Genomic DNA, 21,290 nt, shown 5'->3' with positions numbered 1-21,290 from the left:
GTAAGTCAATTCACTCTAGTCAATGTACGTCACCTTAATCCATCTTCTCGGCAAGCCGTTCTACCCTCACAGAACAGACCTTATATTCTGGGATAAAAGCGACAGGATCGAGCGCATTGATGGTAAGTTTATTCGCCGCAGCTTCCACAAAGTGGAAGGGCAGGAATAACACGCCAGCTTGGGCTCTTTTCGTCACAAAGGCGTCGATTTCAATTTCACCGCGACGGGTAGTGAGTTTGATTTTATCGCCATTGCCTATGCCGAGTTGCTCGGCGTCATAGACTGAAATCATTACTTTAGGCGAGCCGAGTAAGTCGAGTCCGGCCGTTTTACGGGTTAAGGTGCCTGTGTGGAACTGTTCCAGTAAACGTCCGGTTGAGAGAGTGAGCGGGTACTCACTGCAGGGCATTTCTGCGGGTAAGCGATAACTCACTGGCGTGAACTTACCTAAGCCGCGGGTGAATTGATTTTGGTGCATGATGGGCGTTCCCGGATGGGTTGCATCTGGACAAGGCCATTGAATACCTTGGGGGATTTTACCGTCAACTCCAGTGCTTAATCGTTGCCAAGTAATGCCGCGATATTGTGGTGTTAGCTCATTGATCTCCTGCCAAATCGCTTCTTCATTGGGGTAATCCCAAGCGGCACCCATCGCATTGGCAATGGCTTGGACAATTTGCCAATCGGGCAGGGCTTCGCCTGGCGGTAACAGAGCTTGTTCGAGTCGCTGCACTCGTCGTTCAGTATTGGTGAAATGACCACGTTTTTCGACAAAGGCGGCGGCGGGCAGAACCACATCGGCAAGCTCGGCAGTTTCGGTGAGGAAGATGTCCTGCACCACTAAAAAGTCGATTGCATTAAGCGCCCTAAGCACGTGGGCTTGGTCAGGATCGCTCAATACGGGGTTTTCGCCCATCACATACAAAGCCTTTATTTTCCCTTTGGAAATATCATGCATCATATGGGTTGCGGTCACGCCAATTTCTCCCGATAACGGCGTTTGCCAGTGTGCTTCGAAACGCATTCTGGCATGAATGTCAGTGACTTTTTGGTAACCACTAAAGAAGTTGGGCAGAGCGCCCATGTCGCAGGCTCCTTGCACATTACTTTGTCCCCGCAGTGGATTAATCCCCGCACCTTCAACCCCAATATTACCGCATAGAAGTTGTAGATTAGATATGGCGGTGACATTGTCGTGTCCCGTCGTGTGCTGGGTAATGCCCATGGCATAGTAGATTGCGGTTTTCTCAGCCGTGCCTATGGTGCGGGCAATGCTGGCGATATCTTCGGCTTTAACGCCGGTTATCAAGGCGGCATTTTCTAGGCTGTAATCTGCTTTTTCCAGTTCAGCATAGAGGGCATCCACACCTTCGGTGCGTTCAGCGATATAACGTTTATCCTGCCAGCCGTTGCGGATGATTTCCGCCATAATCGCATTGAGTAGCATGACGTCAGTGCCGGGTCTGTGGGCGACATAAAGCTGTGCACTGTCGGCAATCGCGACACGTTTAGGATCGGCCACCATTAATTTTGCACCATGCAAAGCCACGGCTTGTTTGATTTTCGAGGCGATGATCGGGTGAGCACTGCTGGTGTCTGAGCCTATGATAAAAATCACATCCGATGCTTGAATGCTCGGAATGTCATTGGTCATGGCGCCACTGCCGATACTTTGCTGTAGCCCAGTGACTGTGGATGAATGACACAGGCGGGCGCAATGGTCGATGTTATTGGTGCCGAGTATGCTTCTGACAAATTTTTGCAGCAGGAAGTTTTCTTCATTGGTGGCTTTTGCCGAGGCTAAGCTTGCCAGTGCATTACTGCCATATTGCTGTTTTATTTGCTGTAAATGTTCGGCCACATAGGCGATGGCTTCAGGCCAACTACTTGGCGTGAGTTGGCCATTTATACGAATGAGTGGCGTGGTGAGGCGTTTTTCACTGTGAATAAAATCGAAACCAAATCGCCCTTTGACGCAGAGCATGCCTTGGTTAACCACAGACGCTTTGTTGCCTTCGATATGACGGATCTGATTAGTGCTGGTATCGATTTTAAGGTCAAGCCGACAGCCTACGCCACAATAGGTACAAATCGTTGAGGCGGTTTTGAGTGGTGTTTCATCGCCTTGGTGTTTATCCCGCGCATCGACGAGTGCGCCTGTTGGGCAAACCTGCACACAGTTGCCGCATTGCACGCATTTACTGTCTGCCATACTGGCGCTAAAGCCGACTCTCGGTGCGCGGCGTTCGATGGTTTCGCTTAGGTCTTGCGGCAGTGCTTGATAGGAATCATGGGCAAATTGAATCGCACAATGGCCACTTTGTAGCTGGCAAATATCGACGCAATTACCGCAGCTAATGCAGCGGTTTGCATCAAATTGAATGAACGGACTCGATTTATCGACCGAAAACTTGCGCGCGCTTTGAGTGTTGAGTGACTTAGGCTCGACATGGTAGTCGGTCGCATAGTCCCTTAATTTACAATCAGTATTGGCTTGGCAGGCGCATTCAAGGCATCGCGCGGCCTCTTGCATGGCGGCATCGGGAGCAAAACCTAGCTCGACTTCGTCATAGTTGAGTAGACGCTGCACCGCACTCAGCTCTGGCATGGTTAAACGGGCTTTACGCGGTACGGCGGGATAAAGAACGGTTGCGGGCAAGTCTTGTGTCACCGCTTTGCTGATGATTTTTGATGAATTAAATTCAGTGGCATGCAACTCACAGCTTAGACCTTGTTTGAGTAATTTATTTATGGCGATGGCGGCTTTATGACCATCACCTATGGCGGCAACTGCGGTGGCTGGACCGCGGCGCGCATCCCCCACCACAAAGAGCTTTTCAACCCCGGATGACATAGTGTGCTCGCAGCCAATAAAGGTATTCCAGCGGCTGAGAGCAAGTGTGCCTTGGCTTAAGTGGCTCGCGGGATCTTGCATAAAACTCAGGTCGGGAGTCTGCGATACTGCGGCTATCACAGTGTCAAAATCTTGGGTAAAGGTTTCACCTGTATCAACGGGAGCACGTCTGCCAGAGGCATCGGCTTCGCCGAGTGCCATTTTGGCAAAGGTGACTGAATGGACTCTGCCGTGAGCATCGCTATGGTTTTCAAGCGGATTGGTTAAAAAATGAAACTTCACCCCTTCGACTTCGGCCTCGTGTACTTCGTAAGCTTCGGCGGGCATTTCTGCGCGGGTGCGGCGGTAAATTAAGGTGACATCGCAGCCTTCACGCACCGCAGTGCGGACGCAATCGATAGCGGTATTGCCGCCACCAATGACGGCGACTTTTTTACCTAAAACAAGAGTCTTTTCGAGGCAATGATCTTTTAAGTAATCAACGCCTAAGTAGCAACCTTTGAGCATGCTGCCGGGATAATCCATAGGCACGGCTTTTTGGGCACCGATCGCAAGACAGACGGCATCGAAATCTTCAACTAATTGATTTAAATGCACTTTATGGCCGAGGCGCGTGTCTGTGTGTATGGTTAAGCCGTTATGGCACAAGAGTTCGATTTCTTTATCGAGTATCGCCTTAGGCAAACGATACTCAGGAATACCATAGCGCAGCCAACCACCCGCCTGTGGCATGGCCTCGAATATCTCTACGCTATGGCCTTGGTTTGATAAGTAATATCCGGCACTTAACCCTGCTGGGCCCGCCCCGATAATCGCGACTTTTTTGCCCGTGTCGGCTTGGCGCGGCGGCACATAACTCATGCCGCCCTTTTCGCCATCAGCTAAGTCGAGATCGGCGGCGTGGCGTTTTAATTGACGTATGGCAATGGGCTCATCGACCAGCCCGCGGCGACATTGCGCCTCACAAAAAGCAGGGCAAACACGGCCAATAGAAAGCGGCAGCGGCAAAGTTTGTTTAATGACTTTAACGGCTTCGGTATGGTTGCCTTGGGCTATGTGATACAGGTAACTCTGTACATCGACACCCGCGGGGCATGCTTGTTGGCACGGGGCTTCGCAATCGGCGAAATGATCACTCAAGATTTCAGTCAGCGCTTGTTTGCGTTTTTGGCTTAAGAATTCAGACTGAGTTATCACCCGCATGCCTGCTGTGATAGGTGTTTCGCAGGCGCGAACGCAGCGCAAACTGGCGTCGGTGTTTTCAATTTGGACGACACACAAATTGCAGGCTTGCTTGTCTGCTTGTGCATGAGTATGTGCATGAGTATGTGCATGAGTGTGTGCATGAGTGCCTAACTGCTGCGAGGCTGCGCTGGGATCACATAAGCTGGGTATGGCTATGCCAGCAGCATGCGCCGCTTGCAGTAGGGTATTGGTCGGGTTAACCGACAACACTTGGTCATCAATTCGAAGTTCTATCATCCCATGGCCTTTTTATATGTAGGGTGCTTAGCTGCTATAGCGCGGGGCTGCAGGCTTAGGTTGACTCGAGTATACCTAGACAGCTTTAGAAGACGCTTATGGGCAAGGGAAGTTTGCAGCAGAATTGCAGTTTGAATCACAAACCTTGCGTAGACTGTGCGCTGGTGAATGTTTGTTCGAATTACGCTGTGACTAGGTTGGCGGTATTTGGGCTTTTTAGCGGCAATTACATTGATATTACTAATGTTTTTTTGGCAGGTCAGTGGTGTTTTGGGTCGAGTTTGGTCTACTGAATCAATTAGCTTGGCTAAATTTAAGTAAGATCACAGTCTTAGCTCTGCGCTTTTTGTTAGTCTCGGCTGTGGCAATGTGGTCTTTTAGGCTGGAAAATAATCCTTGTTATCCCATTTAATGAACAGTGCCCCCCTAGGTTTACCAGCCTGGTTAGGTTAAAATGCGCGGTTGCAAATACTGTTAATCATCGCCTCTTTTAGTGGAAGATCAATTAAAGCGGCCAAATAAAGAAAGTTGAAAATTCATGTTTGAAGTTAATCCAGTAAAATTCAAAATTAAGGAGCTTGCCGAGCGCACGCAGCTTCTTAGGGGGTATCTTTGACTACGATGCCAAAAATGAGCGTCTAGAAGAAGTTACCCGTGAGCTTGAAAGTTCAGAAGTGTGGAATGACCCAGAGCGTGCCCAAGCCTTAGGCAAAGAGCGCGCCAGCCTAGAAGCTGTGGTCAAAACCATAGACGATATGGACTCAGGTCTTGAAGATGTTGAAGGCTTACTCGAGCTGGCTATTGAAGAGGAAGACGAAGACACGTTCAACGAAACCAGTAAAGAGCTGGATTATCTCGAAAGCCGCCTTGCAGATCTCGAATTCCGCCGTATGTTCTCCGGCCCGCAAGATGCGTCAAACTGTTATTTAGACATTCAGTCTGGCAGTGGTGGAACCGAAGCCCAAGATTGGGCCAACATGGTGCTGCGTATGTACCTGCGTTGGGGCGAAGCCCATGGTTTTAGCCCAGAGTTGATGGAAGTGACCGATGGTGACGTGGCCGGTATTAAAGGCGCGACCATTAAGTTCACTGGCGAATATGCGTTCGGTTGGTTACGTACAGAAACGGGCGTGCACCGCTTAGTGCGTAAGTCGCCATTCGATTCATCGGGTCGTCGTCATACGTCATTCTGCTCTGTGTTCGTTTATCCAGAAATCGACGACGATATCACTATCGATATCAACCCATCGGATCTGCGTATCGACACTTACCGCGCATCGGGCGCGGGTGGTCAGCACGTTAACAAAACAGAATCGGCGATTCGTATTACCCACTTACCGACTAACACAGTCGTGCAGTGTCAGAACGACCGTTCACAGCACAAGAACAAAGACGCTGCGATGAAGCAGCTGAAAGCAAAACTGTTTGAGCTAGAGATGCTCAAACAAAATGCCGACAAACAGGCCGCAGAAGACGCTAAGTCTGATATCGGCTGGGGCAGTCAAATTCGCTCTTATGTATTAGACGATGCCCGCATTAAAGACTTACGCACAGGCGTTGAAAACCGTAGCACTCAAGCGGTACTCGATGGCGATCTGGATAAGTTTATCGAAGCCAGTTTGAAATCTGGGCTGTAATTAATTCAAGGTATAGACGAGAAATAAGATGACTGAACAAGTAATTGATGAGAACAAACTGATCGCTGAGCGCCGTGCCAAGCTAGAAAGCATCCGCCCAAACTGTAGTGCTAATGCGCATCCAAATACCTTCCGTCGCACCCATAAAGCGGCTGAACTGCAAGCACAGTATGGTCAAAACACTAAAGAAGAACTCGAAGCCTTAGGTTTTAAGACCAGCATTGCTGGCCGCATCATGGCAAAACGTGGTCCTTTCTTAGTGATCCAAGACGTGTCTGGCCGTATTCAAGCCTATGCTGAAAAAAGCGTACAAGCTGATTTAAAAGAGCGTTTTCAAGGTCTGGATATCGGTGACATTATCGGTGTAACCGGTCAGTTGCACTTGTCTGGCAAAGGCGATTTATACGTCAACATGGAACAGTATGAGCTACTGACCAAAGCACTGCGTCCATTGCCTGCGGACTATTATGGTCTAGCCGATCAAGAAATGCGCTACCGTCAACGTTACGTGGATCTGATCGTTAACGAAGATTCACGCAATGCTTTTATCATGCGTTCTAAAGTGGTTTCTGCAATTCGTAACTTCATGATCAAAAAAGAGTTCATGGAAGTTGAAACCCCTATGATGCACGTGATCCCAGGTGGCGCTTCGGCCCGTCCTTTCATCACCCATCACAACGCCTTAGACATGCCAATGTACCTGCGTATCGCACCAGAATTATATCTGAAGCGTTTAGTGGTTGGTGGTTTTGAGCGTGTGTTCGAAATCAACCGTAACTTCCGTAACGAAGGTCTGTCGCCACGTCATAACCCAGAATTCACTATGATGGAATTCTATATGGCTTATGCAGACTACAAAGATCTGATGGACTTAACCGAAGAAATGCTCAGCTCGATTGCTATCGAACTGCTTGGCAGTGCGCAAATGCCATACGGCGAGCACACAGTCGATTTCGGCGGCCCATACGCACGTTTAAGCATGTTAGAAGCGATTCAGAAGTACAATCCTGATAACGCGACTATCCAAGCTATGACCTATGAGCAAGTGAAAGATGTTGAATTCATGCGCGATTTAGCGAAAAGCTTAGGCATGAAGATTGAGAAGTTCTGGACTTGTGGTCAGCTGCTTGAAGAAATCTTCGGTGAAACTGCTGAATGGCAATTGATGCAACCGACCTTCATCACTGGTTACCCAGCGGACATTTCACCTCTGGCACGTCGTAACGATGACAACCATTTCATCACCGACCGTTTCGAATTCTTCATCGGTGGCCGCGAAGTGGCTAACGGCTTTAGCGAGCTGAACGATGCTGAAGATCAAGACAACCGCTTTAAAGCGCAAGTTGACGCCAAAGATGCGGGTGATGACGAAGCCATGTTCTACGATGCAGACTATATCACTGCACTAGAGCACGGTTTACCACCCACGGCAGGTCAAGGTATTGGTATCGACCGTTTAGTGATGTTGTTCACTAACACTCATACTATCCGTGACGTGATCCTGTTCCCAGCGATGCGCCCACAGGCGTAATGCAGTCGAACCAGGTTTTTCATTGGTACATTTTGTTGCATTAGCCTTAGCTACGCGGCTGCTAGCAAGTCGTAATAAGTTGAGTTTGCAGTGAGTTTAGGAATGACCTACCCATCACGGCGATGATATGCCCCATAAAAACCAGCCATTTGGCTGGTTTTTTGTTTTCTAGAATAGTTAAAAATGATGCGTGCTAGAGTCGAACCACTAGTAACCTAAAAATAGGTTAGATGAACATCATCAAGTGGCATGTGAGTTTCAGGTGTGGCTATCGATTGTAGTGTAGATTGCGGGTTTAGTTTGTGAGTGTCGATTGTGGTTTTAACTTGGAGTTTCATATTGGGATGTCAGGAAATACTCAGCCAAGGTGAGAGCATCCAGTCACCAGTTATACACGATATTGGCTGTGTTCATTTCATTATTGGTAGAGAAGATTTACGGGAAGACCCAGGCTGAAGGGGTTAAGACGCGGCAATGAGTGAATGCCAAAATAGCAGGCTGCATCACTGACGTTATAAACAGTACGATGAACTATTTTCAAACGCATTTATTCACCTATGCCCACCCAGTGGTAGTTTCAGATAATCAACCCGACATTAGTCTAATAGGGTGTTGCTTGACCTCAGTCGCTAACTCAATGAAACTCTCCATTAAATCACCTCCTACTAAAGTATGGATAATTAAATAATGTTAATTTTCTTTATTTGTATCGCACTCTTAGTGCTTGCATACAAGTTCTATAGCCCCTTTGTTGAACGTCAAGCGGGTATCGATCCTAAAGCTAAGACGCCACAGGCAAAATTCGAAGATGGTGTTGATTATGTGCCTGTTCATCCAGCTAAAGCGTTTCTGATCCAATTCCTCAATGTTGCGGGTGTGGGGCCTATTTTTGGTCCGATCCTCGGTGCTTTATACGGTCCTATTGCCTTGGTGTGGATTGTGCTGGGAAACATTATAGGCGGTGCGGTGCATGATTATTTTTCTGGCGTGCTCAGCATTAAAGAAGACGGTAAGAGTTTGCCTGAGATAGCTGGTCATTACTTTAATATCTACTTTAAAGGCGTGATGTTGCTGTTTACCGCCATGCTGCTGTTTTTTGTGGGCGTGGTCTTCATCATGAGCCCTGCAGGTTTGCTGAGTAATCTCGATTATTTCAAAGATACTATCTTTGGCAATAACACCTTTTGGGTGCTTGTGATTTTAGCCTATTACTTTTTGGCGACTATGCTGCCGATCGATAAAATCATCACTAAATTGTATCCCGCATTTGGTTTGTTGATGATAGTGATGACGGTTTCTATTGCGGTTGCCCTGATGATCAATGCACCGCAGTTACCTGAAATGGGTGATGTGTTTGCTTATTTCGATCACAGTCACTACAACAACGAGTTACTTGAGCCAAATCCAGACGGATTACCAGTATGGCCACTGTTGTTTGTGACTATTACCTGTGGTGCGATTAGTGGTTTCCACTCGACGCAAGCGCCCATCATGGCCCGTTGTTTGACCAACGAGAAGTATGTGCGTCCTGTGTATTATGGCGCTATGGTTGCTGAAGGTATTGTTGCTTGTGTATGGGCTACTGCGGGTATCGCGGCTTTCCCTGGTGGTTATGTTGAGCTTAAGAGTTTGCTCGACCAAGGCGGTCCAGGTTTAGTAGTTAACCAAGTGGCGACGACGTATCTCGGTGTGATGGGCGGCATTATGGCGATTGTGGCCGTGGCTATTTTCCCGATCACCTCTGGTGATACTGCGTTCCGTTCGCTGCGACTGACGATTATCGACGCCTTCCATATTCCACAAAGCATGCGTAATCGTTTATTGGTTGCTGTACCTATCCTAACGATTGCGTACTTTATGACGAAGATCGATTTTTCCTTGATTTGGCGCTATTTTGCCTTCTCAAATATGCTGCTATCAACCAGTGTATTGTGGTTAGCGACTAAGTATTTGTTCGACCGCGGGACTTTCCATTGGATTGTGAGCTTGCCAGCGATTGGTGGTACTAGTGTCACAGTTTCTTACATTATGACAGCGGGTATTGGTCTGGGTTTACCCCAACCTTTGAGCCAGCCTGTAGGTATCGCAGTCGGGGTTATCTGTTTAGTCGCGCTGATTATTGCGCACAACCGACGCAAACCTGTGGCAGACGTCAAATAGTCCGTTACACCAAGTTTGACCATTTAGACACAAGGGCTGCATTTTGCAGCCCTTGTTTTTTATGATTAGCAGTAACTTAGCTATCCTTTAATATCTTAATTTAAAAAGGGCAATGTTTGCTGAACATTATTTAATGGGATGATTTATCGCGTTTCATCTAGAGGTAAGGTAAGGTCGTTAGACTGTTTTTTGTTTCTCTATAGAAACGATTAGTCGGTGAGTGAGAACGTTACGCAGTACAAACATGCAGCAAAAGTCATTTAGTTTTTACTTACTTGAATATTTTTTGCGAACATAAGGAGAGCACGTTATGTCTGAGAACAAATGTCCTATGCATCATTCTGCTGGTGGCACCACGAATCGAGATTGGTGGCCTAAACAGCTCCGGCTCGATATTCTGCATCAGCACTCTTCCTTGTCGAATCCTATGGGTGAAGACTTCAATTATGCTGAAGCCTTTAAATCCCTCGATTTAGCCGCGGTAAAGCAAGACCTCCTCGCATTAATGACTGATTCACAGGACTGGTGGCCAGCGGATTTTGGTCACTATGGACCACTATTTATTCGTATGGCGTGGCACAGTGCCGGCACCTACCGTACCGGTGATGGACGCGGCGGTGCGGGCAGCGGTAATCAACGTTTTGCGCCGTTAAATAGTTGGCCAGATAACGTCAACCTCGATAAAGCTCGCAGGCTCCTTTGGCCGATCAAACAGAAATATGGCAATAAAATCTCCTGGGCCGATTTGATGATCCTCACAGGTAATGTCGCGCTGGAATCTATGGGATTCAAAACCTTAGGCTTCGCCGGTGGGCGAGTCGATATATGGGAGCCCGAAGCCGATGTCTACTGGGGTACCGAAGATAAGTGGTTAGACGATAAGCGTTATTCTGGTGAGCGGGATCTTGAAAATCCTCTTGCTGCAGTACAAATGGGGCTGATTTATGTTAACCCTGAGGGACCCAATGGCGACCCTGATCCTTTCGCTGCCGCCGTTGATATCCGCGAAACCTTTGCCCGCATGGCGATGAATGATGAAGAAACCGTAGCCTTGATTGCAGGTGGTCATACTTTTGGTAAAACCCATGGTGCAGGTGACGCAGCATTAGTCGGACCTGAGCCAGAAGCCGCAGGTATTGAGCAGCAAGGCCTAGGCTGGCAGAGTCGCTATAAAAGCGGTAAAGGTGGCGATACTATTTCCAGTGGCCTCGAAGTGACTTGGACTTCAACACCAACCCAATGGAGTAACAATTTTTTTGAAAATCTATTCGGATATGAATGGGAACTGACTAAGAGCCCTGCGGGTGCCCATCAGTGGATACCTAAAAATGGCGCGGGTAAAGGGGTGATCCCCGATGCGCACGATGCTTCAAAACGTCATGTGCCAACCATGTTGACTACCGACCTTGCACTGATCTTCGATCCTGATTACGAGAAAATATCACGTCGATTCTTTGAGCATCCCGATGAGTTTGCCGATGTATTTGCAAAGGCTTGGTACAAGCTGACACACAGAGACATGGGGCCATGCACACGCTATTTGGGTCCTGAAGTGCCAGCCGAAGCGTTTCTTTGGCAAGATCCCATCCCTGCGGTTGACCATCCCTTGGTTGATGAGTAGGATGTCATGGATCTTAAAAGTAAGATTATTGGTTCAGGATTAACGATTTCAGAAGTGGTAGCAACCGCTTGGGCCTCTGCATCGACCTATCGCGGTTCGGATATGCGCGGTGGTGCGAATGGTGCCCGAATTCGCCTCGCACCGCAAAAAGACTGGCCAGTGAATCAGCCTGATCAACTCGCTAAAGTGCTGAAAGTACTTGAAACTATTCAGTCTGAGTTCAACAAAAGCGGTAAAAAAATCTCCCTTGCTGACTTAATTGTGCTGGCAGGTTGTGTTGGTATCGATCAAGCGGCCAGAAATGCAGGGGTTGAAGTGACGATTCCATTTACGCCGGGTCGTATGGATGCCACGCAAGCGCAAACGGATGTGGAATCTTTCGTGGTACTTGAGCCTGTAGCTGACGGCTTTAGAAATTATCATCCCACCCAGTTTTCGCTATCGGCGGAGGAGTTATTGGTCGATAGGGCACAGTTACTGACATTAACCGCGCCGGAAATGACAGTGCTCATCGGTGGGTTGCGAGTGTTAGATACGAACGCCGATCAATCTAAAACGGGTGTATTGACCACGCGCCCAGAGTTTTTAACCAACGACTTTTTCGTTAACTTGCTGGATATGGGGACGACATGGAAACCCACTTCCAAAGCGGAGGATAGGTTTGAGGGTGTTGATCGCGTTAGCGGCCAGCAAAAATGGACGGCGTCGCGGGTTGATTTGATTTTTGGCTCTAACTCGCAGCTGCGTGCACTTGCAGAAGTATACGCGAGCAGCGATGCGCAGCTGCGATTTATCGATGACTTTATCGCGGCTTGGACTAAGGTAATGAACTTAGACAGGTTTGATCTGCGCTGAGTTTAGCTTTAGTTTGTAAGTCTTATCTAAGTGGCAAATGGGTCCGATTTAAGCCTTGTCGTCTTGAAGGTTAGTCTAGTGCTTAAGTGGATTTTTCAGTCAAATGATCGCCTAACTCTCACTGGTTACGCGATCATTTTTATTAATCTTTAACGGCGTTTATCAATTTAGGGTAGGGATATGAACATTCAGCAAATGTCGGGTTTAGCTATTTTACAGGCAATGGCAAAGGGGGAACTGCCTGCTCCTTCTATCACGCAGACTATGCCCATGTCATTGATTCGAGCCGAAGAAGGCTCTGTGCTGTTTAATGCGACAGCCGATGATAAGCATCTGAATCCGCTAGGCGGCGTTCATGGTGGTTTCGCTGCCACTGTACTGGATTCTGTTACTGGCTGCGCTGTGCACACTTTGCTTGAAGCGGGTGTGGGTTACGGTACTATCGATTTGAATATTAAAATGATTCGACCTGTGCCTAAGCATCAAGTGTTAGTGGCCGAGGGCAGAGTGATTAATCTGTCTAAGTCCTTAGGAATTTCGGAAGGCACGCTAAAAACGCAGGATGGAAAATTACTGGCCACCGCTACGGCGACTTGCATGATTTTAAGACCATAGGCTGATGCTATGCGGTACCCAATGTTATTAGAACAGTACTTTACCCTGTTAGCTGTAAGGATTTTATGAGCATTAATTCAGTAAATAACGGAATTTTTTAATCATATTTTCATAAATAGGCTTCAAGATTGAAAATAGCTAGCATGCGATATTCCATTCGACAGAAAGTATGTTAGATTCTGGCGAATTGTTGCTGATCGCTGTATTGTTACCTCTGTCATCAACAGTTCTCCACAGGGCCATCGCTGCAAATTTAGTTAGATTTGCAGGGAAGTGTCAGGAAGTTACACCAATTCAGAGTCTGCTTATGCAACCCAATTTATTTCCCGAACAAAGAAACGTTTACCAACAATCGATGGTGACAGTACCTTCGATTGAAGCCCAATCTTCCTCTCGTCGCGGCCGTTTGCAGCGCATGGTTGGCAGCGTATTGTTAACCTGTAGCGTATTGCTGAGTCTTTCGGCGTGTGCGGCGGGTAAGCAGGCGTCACCACAAGAAGGTGAAGAGTTTAGTTACGCTTGGCTTAAGGGCTATGCCCGAACTATGGCTGCGCAACCCTACGAAAGCCATAAAGGCGAATTGCCTAAAAGCCTTCAAGGCATGAGCTGGGATGATTACCAGCAATTCCACTTTAAGAAGAAAGCTGCACTGTGGCGCGATCAGGACTCTGAGTTCCGCGCCGAACTGTTCCACCTAGGGCTGTATTTCGACACGCCAATTCACATTTATGAATTGAATGAAGGCAAGGCTAAGTTAATTGACTATTCGCCTTCTATGTTCGATTACGGCAAATCAAAGGTGAAAGGCAGTCAGTTGCCTAAGGAGCTGGGTTTTGCGGGTTTCCGTATGCAGTTCAATACGGATTGGGAACGTGACGTTGTCGCTTTCCTTGGCGCCAGCTATTTCCGCGCTGTGGGTCATGAGATGCAATACGGCCTGTCGGCTCGTGGTTTAGCGGTGGATACTGCGCTGCCAAAACCTGAAGAATTTCCAATGTTCACCGACTTCTGGTTAGAAAAACCTAAACCAGGATCGAACATCACGACAGTGTATGCCTTGTTAGACTCTCCGAGTGTCACGGGGGCTTACCGTTTCGATATCGAACCGGGTGAGCGTTTAAAAATGAAAGTGGATGTGGCTGTTTATCCACGAAAAGCAATTGAACGTTTAGGCGTAGCGCCACTGACCAGTATGTTTATGGTGGGTGAGAACGATCGCCGTACCGGTTACGACTGGCGTCCAGAAATCCATGACACCGATGGCTTAGCCATGCACACGGGTAATGGTGAATGGATTTGGCGTCCACTAGGTAACCCAGAAAACCTACGATTCAACGCCTATAGCGATGAAAATCCAAAAGGTTTTGGTTTACTGCAACGTGACCGGAACTTCGATCACTATCAGGATGACGGCGTGTTTTACGATAAACGCCCAAGCCTGTGGATTGAACCAACAAGCAGTTGGGGTAAAGGTTCAGTGCAGTTAGTTGAAATCCCAACACTGGATGAAACCTTCGATAACATAGTGGCTTTCTGGAATCCTGCTGAGCCGATTGTGCCGGGTCAAGAGCTGCTGTATAGCTACAACATGTATTGGGGCGGCATTCCACCGGTTCAATCACCCCGCGCTCGTGTTGTCGATACTTTCACTGGGATTGGCGGTGTAGTTGGCCAGAAACGCAAATACTACAGTAAGCGTTTTGTGGTGGATTTCGCTGGCGGCACTTTGCCTATGATTGGCAAAGATACCCAAGTTAAAGCTGTGATCACTGCATCTGAAGGTAAAGTCGAAATTGAGTCAGCCCGTCCGTTAGCTTCGATTAATGGTTACCGCGCTATGTTTGACGTAGTGCCACCCGGAGATGGTACTGAGCCGATTAACCTGAGAGTCTATTTAGAAGTCGATGGCCAGCCATTGTCTGAAACTTGGATGTATCAGTGGAATCCGCCTGCAAAGGATGATCGTGAATTGCACAATGCGGGTCATCTGCAATAAGCGATTTGTGAGTTATTAATCTAAAACGCCAGCTAATTTAGCTGGCGTTTTTGTTTTAACTGAGCCCGCTGAATCCTACCTCTGCAGGTTTTTGGGTTTATACGGCTTGATAGGCTAAGACTAGATTATCTAAAAAATGCCCCAGCAACTGATTCATTCGAGTCGTTGATTGCCCCAGTATGAACTCAGGGCTTTGAATATAGGGCATTTTCTGTGTGCTAGAAAAAGCATTTTCTTGAGCAATTAATGGCGCTAATTGGCTACTGATAAATTCAAGATGGCATTGAAATCCAAAAACTAAATCTGTGTAACGTACAATTTGCCGCGGGCAGGCTGCACTTGTGGCGAGCACTTCGCAATCGGGAGTGAGGCCAGGCATGTCGTTATGCCAGTGGCCGACCACTTCAGTGGTCGAAAATGTCTTAAGGTTAATATCACTTTTTCCTGCCGCAGTCAGTTCAATAGGAAAGTAACCAATCTCGGTATGCGGGCTCTTTTGATAACGGGCGCCTAATGCCTCGCCGATTAGCTGTGCGCCAAGACAAACCCCCACAACGGCTTTATTTTTTTGGATAGCTTGTCTGATAAACCTTTGTTCTGCTTGGCTATCAAAATATGGACAATCGCTTTGGCATGTCGCGGGAGATTGGGGGCCACCGAGGATAATTAATAGATCAAAACCATCACTATTGTCGGGTAAAGCTTCATTTAGATAGATTCTGCTAAAGCTCATACTGTAGTTTTTGCTTGCGGCCCAATCGCTAAAATAGCCTGGACCTTCATAGCTTTCATGGATAATGCAATGAATGCGCATCGAGTTTTCCTGTGTCTTTTATGGGATAACGCTATGCTATAATCCTTTTTATTTGGCTGAATAACGTTATATGGACAAGTAATAATGCTAAATCGCCAACTCGATTCGATTAATACCATTATTGAGCAAGCGCCTAATATGCCTTCTTTTGTAAAAACGATTGAGATGCAGAAGGGGTATGTGGATGCTTTACACCAGCACTGTTGGCATCAGCTTATTTTTCCGCTTCAAGGCCTGTTACAGACAGAGGCAAATGGGGCACTGTTTTTGGTTCCCCATACCACAGCGCTTTTTGTACCTGCAGGTGTCATGCATGAGTCTGTTGCGATTACAGATACCTGCTTTATTGGTGTCTATTTGAATCCTATGTATGGCCGAGATTATGGCGCCATGATAAAGCCCGTCGCTATGAGTGCTTTTCTTAGGGAGTTGGTGCTAACGCTTAGAAAACAATGTGTTTTTAATCCCCCAACGAATGTTGAGCCAATGGCTCTGGCGGCAATACAGTGTTTGCTTGAGGTGTTATACGATCAAATTAATAGTGCGGAAGGACAGACCTTTAAGTTACTGATACCGCAAGATAGGCGCCTAAAATTGATCTTTGAGTACTTAACTCAAACGCCAGCTTTAGATTTCTCTTTAGTGAAATGGGGTGAGATGGTTGGGGCATCGGAGCGAACATTGTCGAGGTTATTTGTGAGGGAGTTTGGTTCCTCATTCGTCTTATGGCGCCAACATTTGCGGCTGATCTATTCGCTGTCGTTATTGGCCACAGACCTATCAATACAGAATGTGGCCCACCAAATTGGTTATCAAAATGATTCATCCTATATCAAAGCCTTCAAGGAGCGTTTTGGGATGACGCCACAGCGATTTCGGTTAGGCGATCATGGGATATAACCCTGTTACGGCGTATGGTTATGAACACTATTTTTAGTTGGCTTATTTAATATTGAATCAATATATTGCACCTTTTCGCGGCACAAATATTCATTTGGCCGAATAAAATCAAGCCAGTGTTAATTGCAAGCATGCTACTGAGTTATTGGGGGCTAATTCACTTTTTGACAATCTAAACAATTTTTCACTGTAAAAGACCCCAAACTTGGGCGTAACCTGTGGGCGTTCTCGCCATGGGTAAGTATTTTATGTTTGAAATGTTCACAACGTTAGGCTTTGCGTGGTCGGTGGGTTTAGTCCTTGCCGTACTTTTTGTACTGGCATACGAATTTATTAATGGCTTCCACGACACAGCAAATGCGGTGGCGACAGTTATCTATACCAAGGCGATGCCGGCCAATCTTGCTGTTGCTACCTCTGCACTCTTTAACTTTGCGGGTGTGCTATTAGGTGGTTTAGGTGTGGCCTATGCGATAGTGCATTTATTGCCCGTAGATTCCTTGCTCGGCATGGATTCGACCCAAGGTTTATTGATGGTCTTTTCTTTGCTGTTTTCGGCAATTATCTGGAACTTAGGCACTTGGTATTTCGGTATTCCAGCATCGAGTTCCCATACCTTGATTGGGTCAATAATGGGCGTGGGCGGCGCGTTCGCGTGGATGAATCATCAGCCTATCTTGCAGGGCATTAATGTCTCTAAAGCCTCGCAGATCATGTTGTCCTTAATTATTTCGCCGACCTTAGGTTTTGTGATGGCGGGGATTTTTCTGCTCATTATGAAATATGTCTGGCAGAAACATAAAATTCACCGTACTCCCGATGAACAGATGCAGATTAATGGCAAAAAACATCCGCCATTTTGGGCCAGGGCGAGTTTAATTGTCTCTGCTATGGGCGTGAGTTTTGCCCATGGTTCTAACGATGGTCAGAAGGGTATCGGCCTAGTGATGTTAGTACTGATTTGTATGGCTCCGGCGTATTTTGCCTTGGATATGGGCAGCCAACCCTATGATATAGAAAGAACTCAAGACGCCAATCGGCGCATTATGGCGATTTACGATCGCAATCAAGCCGTTATTGCCGATGTGATCGACTTTAACGCTTCAGCAAACGTCCCCGAATATATGCTGGCCCATTGCTCGCCCGCGAATGTATTGCCCGCGATGTCGCTGCTCGACCGTCGCTTGGCAAAAGTCTCGACTTACCAAGAGATGAATGTCGCTGAGCGACGCGAGGTGCGTCGATTACTCCTGTGCATCGATGATACCGCTCGCCAAGTCGCTAAGTTAGATCTGCCCGTGAAAGATCTGACTTCATTGGCGAAATGGCGCAAGGATCTCACCCACACCACTGAATATGCGCCACTTTGGGTGATTATTGCCATTGCGACTGCACTGGGCTGCGGCACGTTAGTGGGTTGGCGAAGGATTGTGTATACCGTGGGTGAGAAAATTGGTTCATCGAGTATGACCTACAGCCAAGGTATTGCTGCACAGGTCACCGCTGCCGTATCGATTGGGATTGCCAGTATGACGGGCATGCCGGTATCGACGACTCATATTCTATCTTCCGCTGTTGCTGGCACTATGGTGGCGAATCGCTCAGGGCTTCAGATACAGACAATCAAGCAAATCATGCTCGCTTGGCTATTGACGCTTCCTATCACTATGTTGCTCTCTGCGTGCGTGTTTATCCTTGCCAATGCACTTTGGGGTTAGCCAGAAATATAAGCTGAATGCTCACATAGCCAAGCTTTAAGCGCTTGGTGTTTAAATTCAGCGCTGTTTCCCGCGATAATGAGCTAAGGCATCTTGTTAGTGTTGAGCCTTCAACACCCACAAGGATAAAATGGTTGAGCAATCTCGAATACGTTTTAAAGCACGATACCAATAATAAGAGCAGCGATACCCACGGCGAGCTTGCCGTGGGTTTTATTACGCGCGTTTTACCTTGATAGCGTTCTACCAAGAAAGTCCCATCTGGGGGCTTGTCTCTTCGGGTTTCTTTTCAAGCAGGTTTATCTCGGCGAGTTGAATGTGCGTTGCAATTTGGCTGCGCAATTTTTGATAGAGACGTATGGCGAGTTCTGGTGCGGTTTCATTATCGGGAGTATGGATAAATAGATAAGGCTCTCGGCCTTCAGTAAGCCACTGCGGGAGTTGGGCGAGCCAATTATCAAAAAAGGCATCGTTATCCTTAGGTAAAGCGCTCGCGCCTTGCTGCGCGAGTCGTGTTACGGCATCGTCTGCTTGGCCGATAAAGCGCACCACTGGATGATTTGCGGTGGCAATCGCATGCACTGGCACTCGAGGTTTTTTCTTATGGGCGTCGATGATGGCGGCGTTGCTGGGTGGTAGGGCAAACAAGGGCCTGCTATCCATGATGATGCGATTCACTTTTTTATCGATAAGCAATCGATTCAGTGCACGCTCGGCTTCTCCCTTCGCAAAAAATGCAGCATGCCTGACTTCAACGCCATAGGTTAATCCTTGGGGGACTTGATTGAGAAATTGCGCTAACACAGGTAAGTTTTCTGGGCCGAAATAGGCGGGCAGTTGGATTTTCCAGATCCCCGTTTTATCAATTAATGGCGCCATCACTTGGAAGAAATCTTTCAACTCTTGGCCACAGTATTGCAATAGTTTTTGGTGGGTAATGGTTTGCGGCAGCTTGAAGGTAAAGCGAAAATCATCGGGTGTGGCACTATGCCAGTTCATAACGGTTTGCTGTGCTGGTGTTGCGTAGAAACTGGTGTTGCCTTCGACCGTATTGAATATTGTGGCGTAACGGGCGAGTCGCTCCGCTTGTTTAATCCCATAGCCATAGACACTCTCTTGCCAATTTGAGTGTGACCACATGGCTAGCCCAAGGCGAAAATGACTCGGTTTATTTAACCCAGAACGCAACTCATCCAAAAAGACCTTCCTTAAATTTTATTCACATTGGCCAATGCAATCCTAGCCTGATGTAGGCTAGGGTTTGGGGCATTGTGCCGATACCCTTAGTCTAGAGTCAAATCTCGCCGCTGATGGTTTAGGGTATTGTATTTGATTTTGTTTGCATTTAATCCTATAAAAAGCCGAGCCCAACTTGGGCAACTCTGGAATGACATTGAAAATTAACCTACTCTAATAGTGCGTTATTATTATTTTTATGCTTATGATCAGACTTATTACTTAGCCAAATACAGACGTTGATTGGAGAACGGTGTGAATAATGATGGCTACACTTCCCTAAGCAATTTTATTGACCTTCTTTTGGATGCTATTTGCGTCGTTGATAAAACTGGGCGGTTTGAATTTGTCAGTGCGGGGGCTGAACGTATTTTTGGCTATACGCCTGCGGAAATGATGGGTATGCAGATGCTCGATCTTGTGCTGCCTGAAGATAGAGAGCGCACACTCGCAACTGCCAATGAGATTATGACTGGCCGCTATAAGGTCGATTTCGAAAACCGTTATGTGCGTAAAGACGGCACAGTTGTCGATATTTTATGGTCTGCCCGCTGGTCCGAGATTCACCAGCAACGTGTGGCAGTGGCGAGGGATATCTCTAAAAGTAAAAACGCCGAACGCCGACAAGCAGCCCTGTATGAGATTTCTGAAGCTGTGCATGTTGCTGAGGACTTGCTAGCCCTATACCGCCGTATCCATGAAATTATTGCGAAATTGCTACCTGCGGCAAATTTTGCCATTGCATTGTACGATCAGGATTTGAATGAACTCAGTTTCCCCTATAAAGCCGCCGCGGGGGATAATTCACTGGTTGATATCGCCAGTTTCAGCGTGTTCACTGAGCAAGTGATCCACAGTGCAGAGTCATTACTCCTATGTCCCTTAAGCTTAACTGAGTATCCACAAGCCATTCGCGAAGAACTGGGTAATGGCAATTTAAGTTGGCTGGGCGTGCCACTGAAGCTGCAAAAGGGCGTTATTGGTGCCTTGATGATGCATAGCTTGCCCACTTCGGCTTCTTATACTCATCAAGACCGTGAGTTATTGGAATTTGTTTCTACGCAAATTGCCTTCGCGATTGAACGCCGACAAATGCTAGCGCGATTAGAACATATTGCGCTGTATGATCAGTTAACCCTGTTGCCCAATCGCGAGCTTTTTTACGATAGGTTTCAAAAGGCACTATCCCGTGCCCATAGGGAATCAAGTTATTTCTCTTTACTTTATTTAGACTTAGATAAGTTTAAATGGGTTAACGATACCTTTGGTCATAGCGTTGGCGATTTGCTGCTGCAAGTAACGGCGCAGCGTATTCTCAGCTGTGTTAGGGGTTTAGATACCGTAGCACGTTTCGGCGGTGATGAGTTTGTGATCTTACTAGAACGTGTTGATTCTGCTCAAAATACCCTATTGGCAGCGCATAAAATATTACAAGTCCTTAACCAACCCTTCGAGCTTGCCGACCAGCAAATCCATATTTTACCGAGTATTGGTATTGCCTTGTATCCAGAGCACGGCATGGACGAAAAACAGTTACTCTCCTGTGCGGATGCTGCTATGTATAAGGCTAAGAAGAATGGAGGCAATCGTATTGAAATGGGCTATCAAGGGTTAAGAAACCTGCATGCAGATCCTCTGACTGCGGCTCCTGAGCTAAAGAGCTCTGAGTTAAAAGACACTGAGTTAAAAGACAGCGAGTTAAATAACCTTGAAAACAAGGTGACTAAGATAGTGTGAGTCCGATTGAGGTGTTCAGGCGCAAGAGTTGGAGCGGCTGGAAGGTATAAAGAAATGCCCGTCAATGTCAGTGACATTGGCGGGCATTATTGTCTGGAACGATTTTACGGCATCAGAGTATAGAATCGTGATGA

Annotated in this window: 11 protein-coding genes and 1 pseudogene; 9 read left to right on the top strand and 3 right to left on the bottom strand. The window is 47.2% G+C overall.

Features of this window, described 5'->3' with window-relative positions; all coding sequences use genetic code 11:
* Window positions 1-34 precede the first annotated feature (34 nt).
* Window positions 35-4,336 carry a formate dehydrogenase subunit alpha gene (fdhF, locus tag AYJ58_RS20215; protein ID WP_106651472.1) on the bottom strand — a complete coding sequence of 1,434 codons (4,302 nt, stop codon included), beginning with the start codon at window positions 4,334-4,336 and terminating at the stop codon, window positions 35-37.
* Window positions 4,337-4,874: 538 nt separating this feature from the next.
* Here fdhF and prfB point away from each other — a divergent pair.
* The 6 genes and pseudogenes from prfB (at window position 4,875) to AYJ58_RS20185 (ending at window position 14,751) form a co-directional block, all read left to right on the top strand.
* Window positions 4,875-5,973, top strand: a protein-coding gene (gene prfB, locus AYJ58_RS20210; RefSeq protein ID WP_006080387.1) for a peptide chain release factor 2 whose coding sequence is annotated in 2 segments (ribosomal slippage) — window positions 4,875-4,949 and window positions 4,951-5,973 — 1,098 coding nt in all. Because the reading frame shifts where the segments join, the coding sequence is not laid out codon by codon here.
* A gap of 28 nt (window positions 5,974-6,001) precedes the next feature.
* The gene (gene lysS, locus AYJ58_RS20205; RefSeq protein WP_006080389.1) at window positions 6,002-7,504 is read left to right on the top strand and encodes a lysine--tRNA ligase; all 1,503 of its coding nucleotides are present in this window, start codon (window positions 6,002-6,004) and stop codon (window positions 7,502-7,504) included.
* 687 nt (window positions 7,505-8,191) lie between these two features.
* The gene (locus AYJ58_RS20200; RefSeq protein WP_106651470.1) at window positions 8,192-9,664 is read left to right on the top strand and encodes a carbon starvation CstA family protein; all 1,473 of its coding nucleotides are present in this window, start codon (window positions 8,192-8,194) and stop codon (window positions 9,662-9,664) included.
* Window positions 9,665-9,974: 310 nt separating this feature from the next.
* Window positions 9,975-12,140 (top strand): annotated as a pseudogene (gene katG / locus AYJ58_RS20195) (catalase/peroxidase HPI).
* 180 nt (window positions 12,141-12,320) lie between these two features.
* The gene (locus AYJ58_RS20190) at window positions 12,321-12,755 is read left to right on the top strand and encodes a PaaI family thioesterase (RefSeq protein ID WP_106651469.1); all 435 of its coding nucleotides are present in this window, start codon (window positions 12,321-12,323) and stop codon (window positions 12,753-12,755) included.
* A 307-nt stretch (window positions 12,756-13,062) separates the two neighbouring features.
* Window positions 13,063-14,751, top strand: a complete 1,689-nt coding sequence (locus AYJ58_RS20185) for a glucan biosynthesis protein (protein ID WP_106651468.1) — start codon at window positions 13,063-13,065, stop codon at window positions 14,749-14,751.
* Between the two features lie 97 nt (window positions 14,752-14,848).
* Here AYJ58_RS20185 and AYJ58_RS20180 read toward each other — a convergent pair whose 3' ends face one another.
* Window positions 14,849-15,565 (bottom strand): type 1 glutamine amidotransferase, encoded by a 717-nt coding sequence (locus AYJ58_RS20180; RefSeq protein ID WP_106651467.1) that lies wholly within the window; start codon window positions 15,563-15,565, stop codon window positions 14,849-14,851.
* Window positions 15,566-15,649: 84 nt separating this feature from the next.
* Between AYJ58_RS20180 and AYJ58_RS20175 the strand changes: the two genes are divergently transcribed.
* Together AYJ58_RS20175 and AYJ58_RS20170 are read left to right on the top strand one after the other, a co-directional pair.
* Complete coding sequence (locus AYJ58_RS20175; RefSeq protein WP_106651466.1) at window positions 15,650-16,465, top strand: AraC family transcriptional regulator; 816 nt, start codon at window positions 15,650-15,652, stop codon at window positions 16,463-16,465.
* A gap of 248 nt (window positions 16,466-16,713) precedes the next feature.
* Window positions 16,714-18,183, top strand: a complete 1,470-nt coding sequence (locus tag AYJ58_RS20170) for an inorganic phosphate transporter (protein WP_106651883.1) — start codon at window positions 16,714-16,716, stop codon at window positions 18,181-18,183.
* Window positions 18,184-18,426: 243 nt separating this feature from the next.
* Here the strand turns inward: AYJ58_RS20170 and AYJ58_RS20165 are convergent, their stop codons facing one another.
* Entirely contained in the window at window positions 18,427-19,380 is a 954-nt protein-coding gene (locus AYJ58_RS20165; RefSeq protein ID WP_106651465.1) for a DUF72 domain-containing protein, read from the bottom strand.
* A gap of 294 nt (window positions 19,381-19,674) precedes the next feature.
* Between AYJ58_RS20165 and AYJ58_RS20160 the strand changes: the two genes are divergently transcribed.
* Entirely contained in the window at window positions 19,675-21,156 is a 1,482-nt protein-coding gene (locus AYJ58_RS20160; protein ID WP_106651464.1) for a GGDEF domain-containing protein, read from the top strand.
* Window positions 21,157-21,290 lie beyond the last annotated feature (134 nt).

It is taken from the genome of Shewanella sp. Pdp11, from assembly GCF_002838165.1.
GTDB classification, from domain to species: domain Bacteria; phylum Pseudomonadota; class Gammaproteobacteria; order Enterobacterales; family Shewanellaceae; genus Shewanella; species Shewanella hafniensis.
The sequence above is the reverse complement of the archived record's forward strand: the minus strand, read 5'-3'. Positions and strand labels throughout refer to the sequence as shown.

Bases quoted from the DNA above. Each gene is read 5' to 3' on its own strand.
- AYJ58_RS20170 (WP_106651883.1), top strand. From the start codon at position 16,714: ATGTTTGAAATGTTCACAACGTTAGGCTTTGCGTGGTCGGTGGGTTTA.
- AYJ58_RS20190 (WP_106651469.1), top strand. From the start codon at position 12,321: ATGAACATTCAGCAAATGTCGGGTTTAGCTATTTTACAGGCAATGGCA.
- fdhF (WP_106651472.1), bottom strand. From the start codon at position 4,336: ATGATAGAACTTCGAATTGATGACCAAGTGTTGTCGGTTAACCCGACC.
- AYJ58_RS20200 (WP_106651470.1), top strand. From the start codon at position 8,192: ATGTTAATTTTCTTTATTTGTATCGCACTCTTAGTGCTTGCATACAAG.
- AYJ58_RS20180 (WP_106651467.1), bottom strand. From the start codon at position 15,565: ATGCGCATTCATTGCATTATCCATGAAAGCTATGAAGGTCCAGGCTAT.
- AYJ58_RS20185 (WP_106651468.1), top strand. From the start codon at position 13,063: ATGCAACCCAATTTATTTCCCGAACAAAGAAACGTTTACCAACAATCG.
- AYJ58_RS20175 (WP_106651466.1), top strand. From the start codon at position 15,650: ATGCTAAATCGCCAACTCGATTCGATTAATACCATTATTGAGCAAGCG.
- lysS (WP_006080389.1), top strand. From the start codon at position 6,002: ATGACTGAACAAGTAATTGATGAGAACAAACTGATCGCTGAGCGCCGT.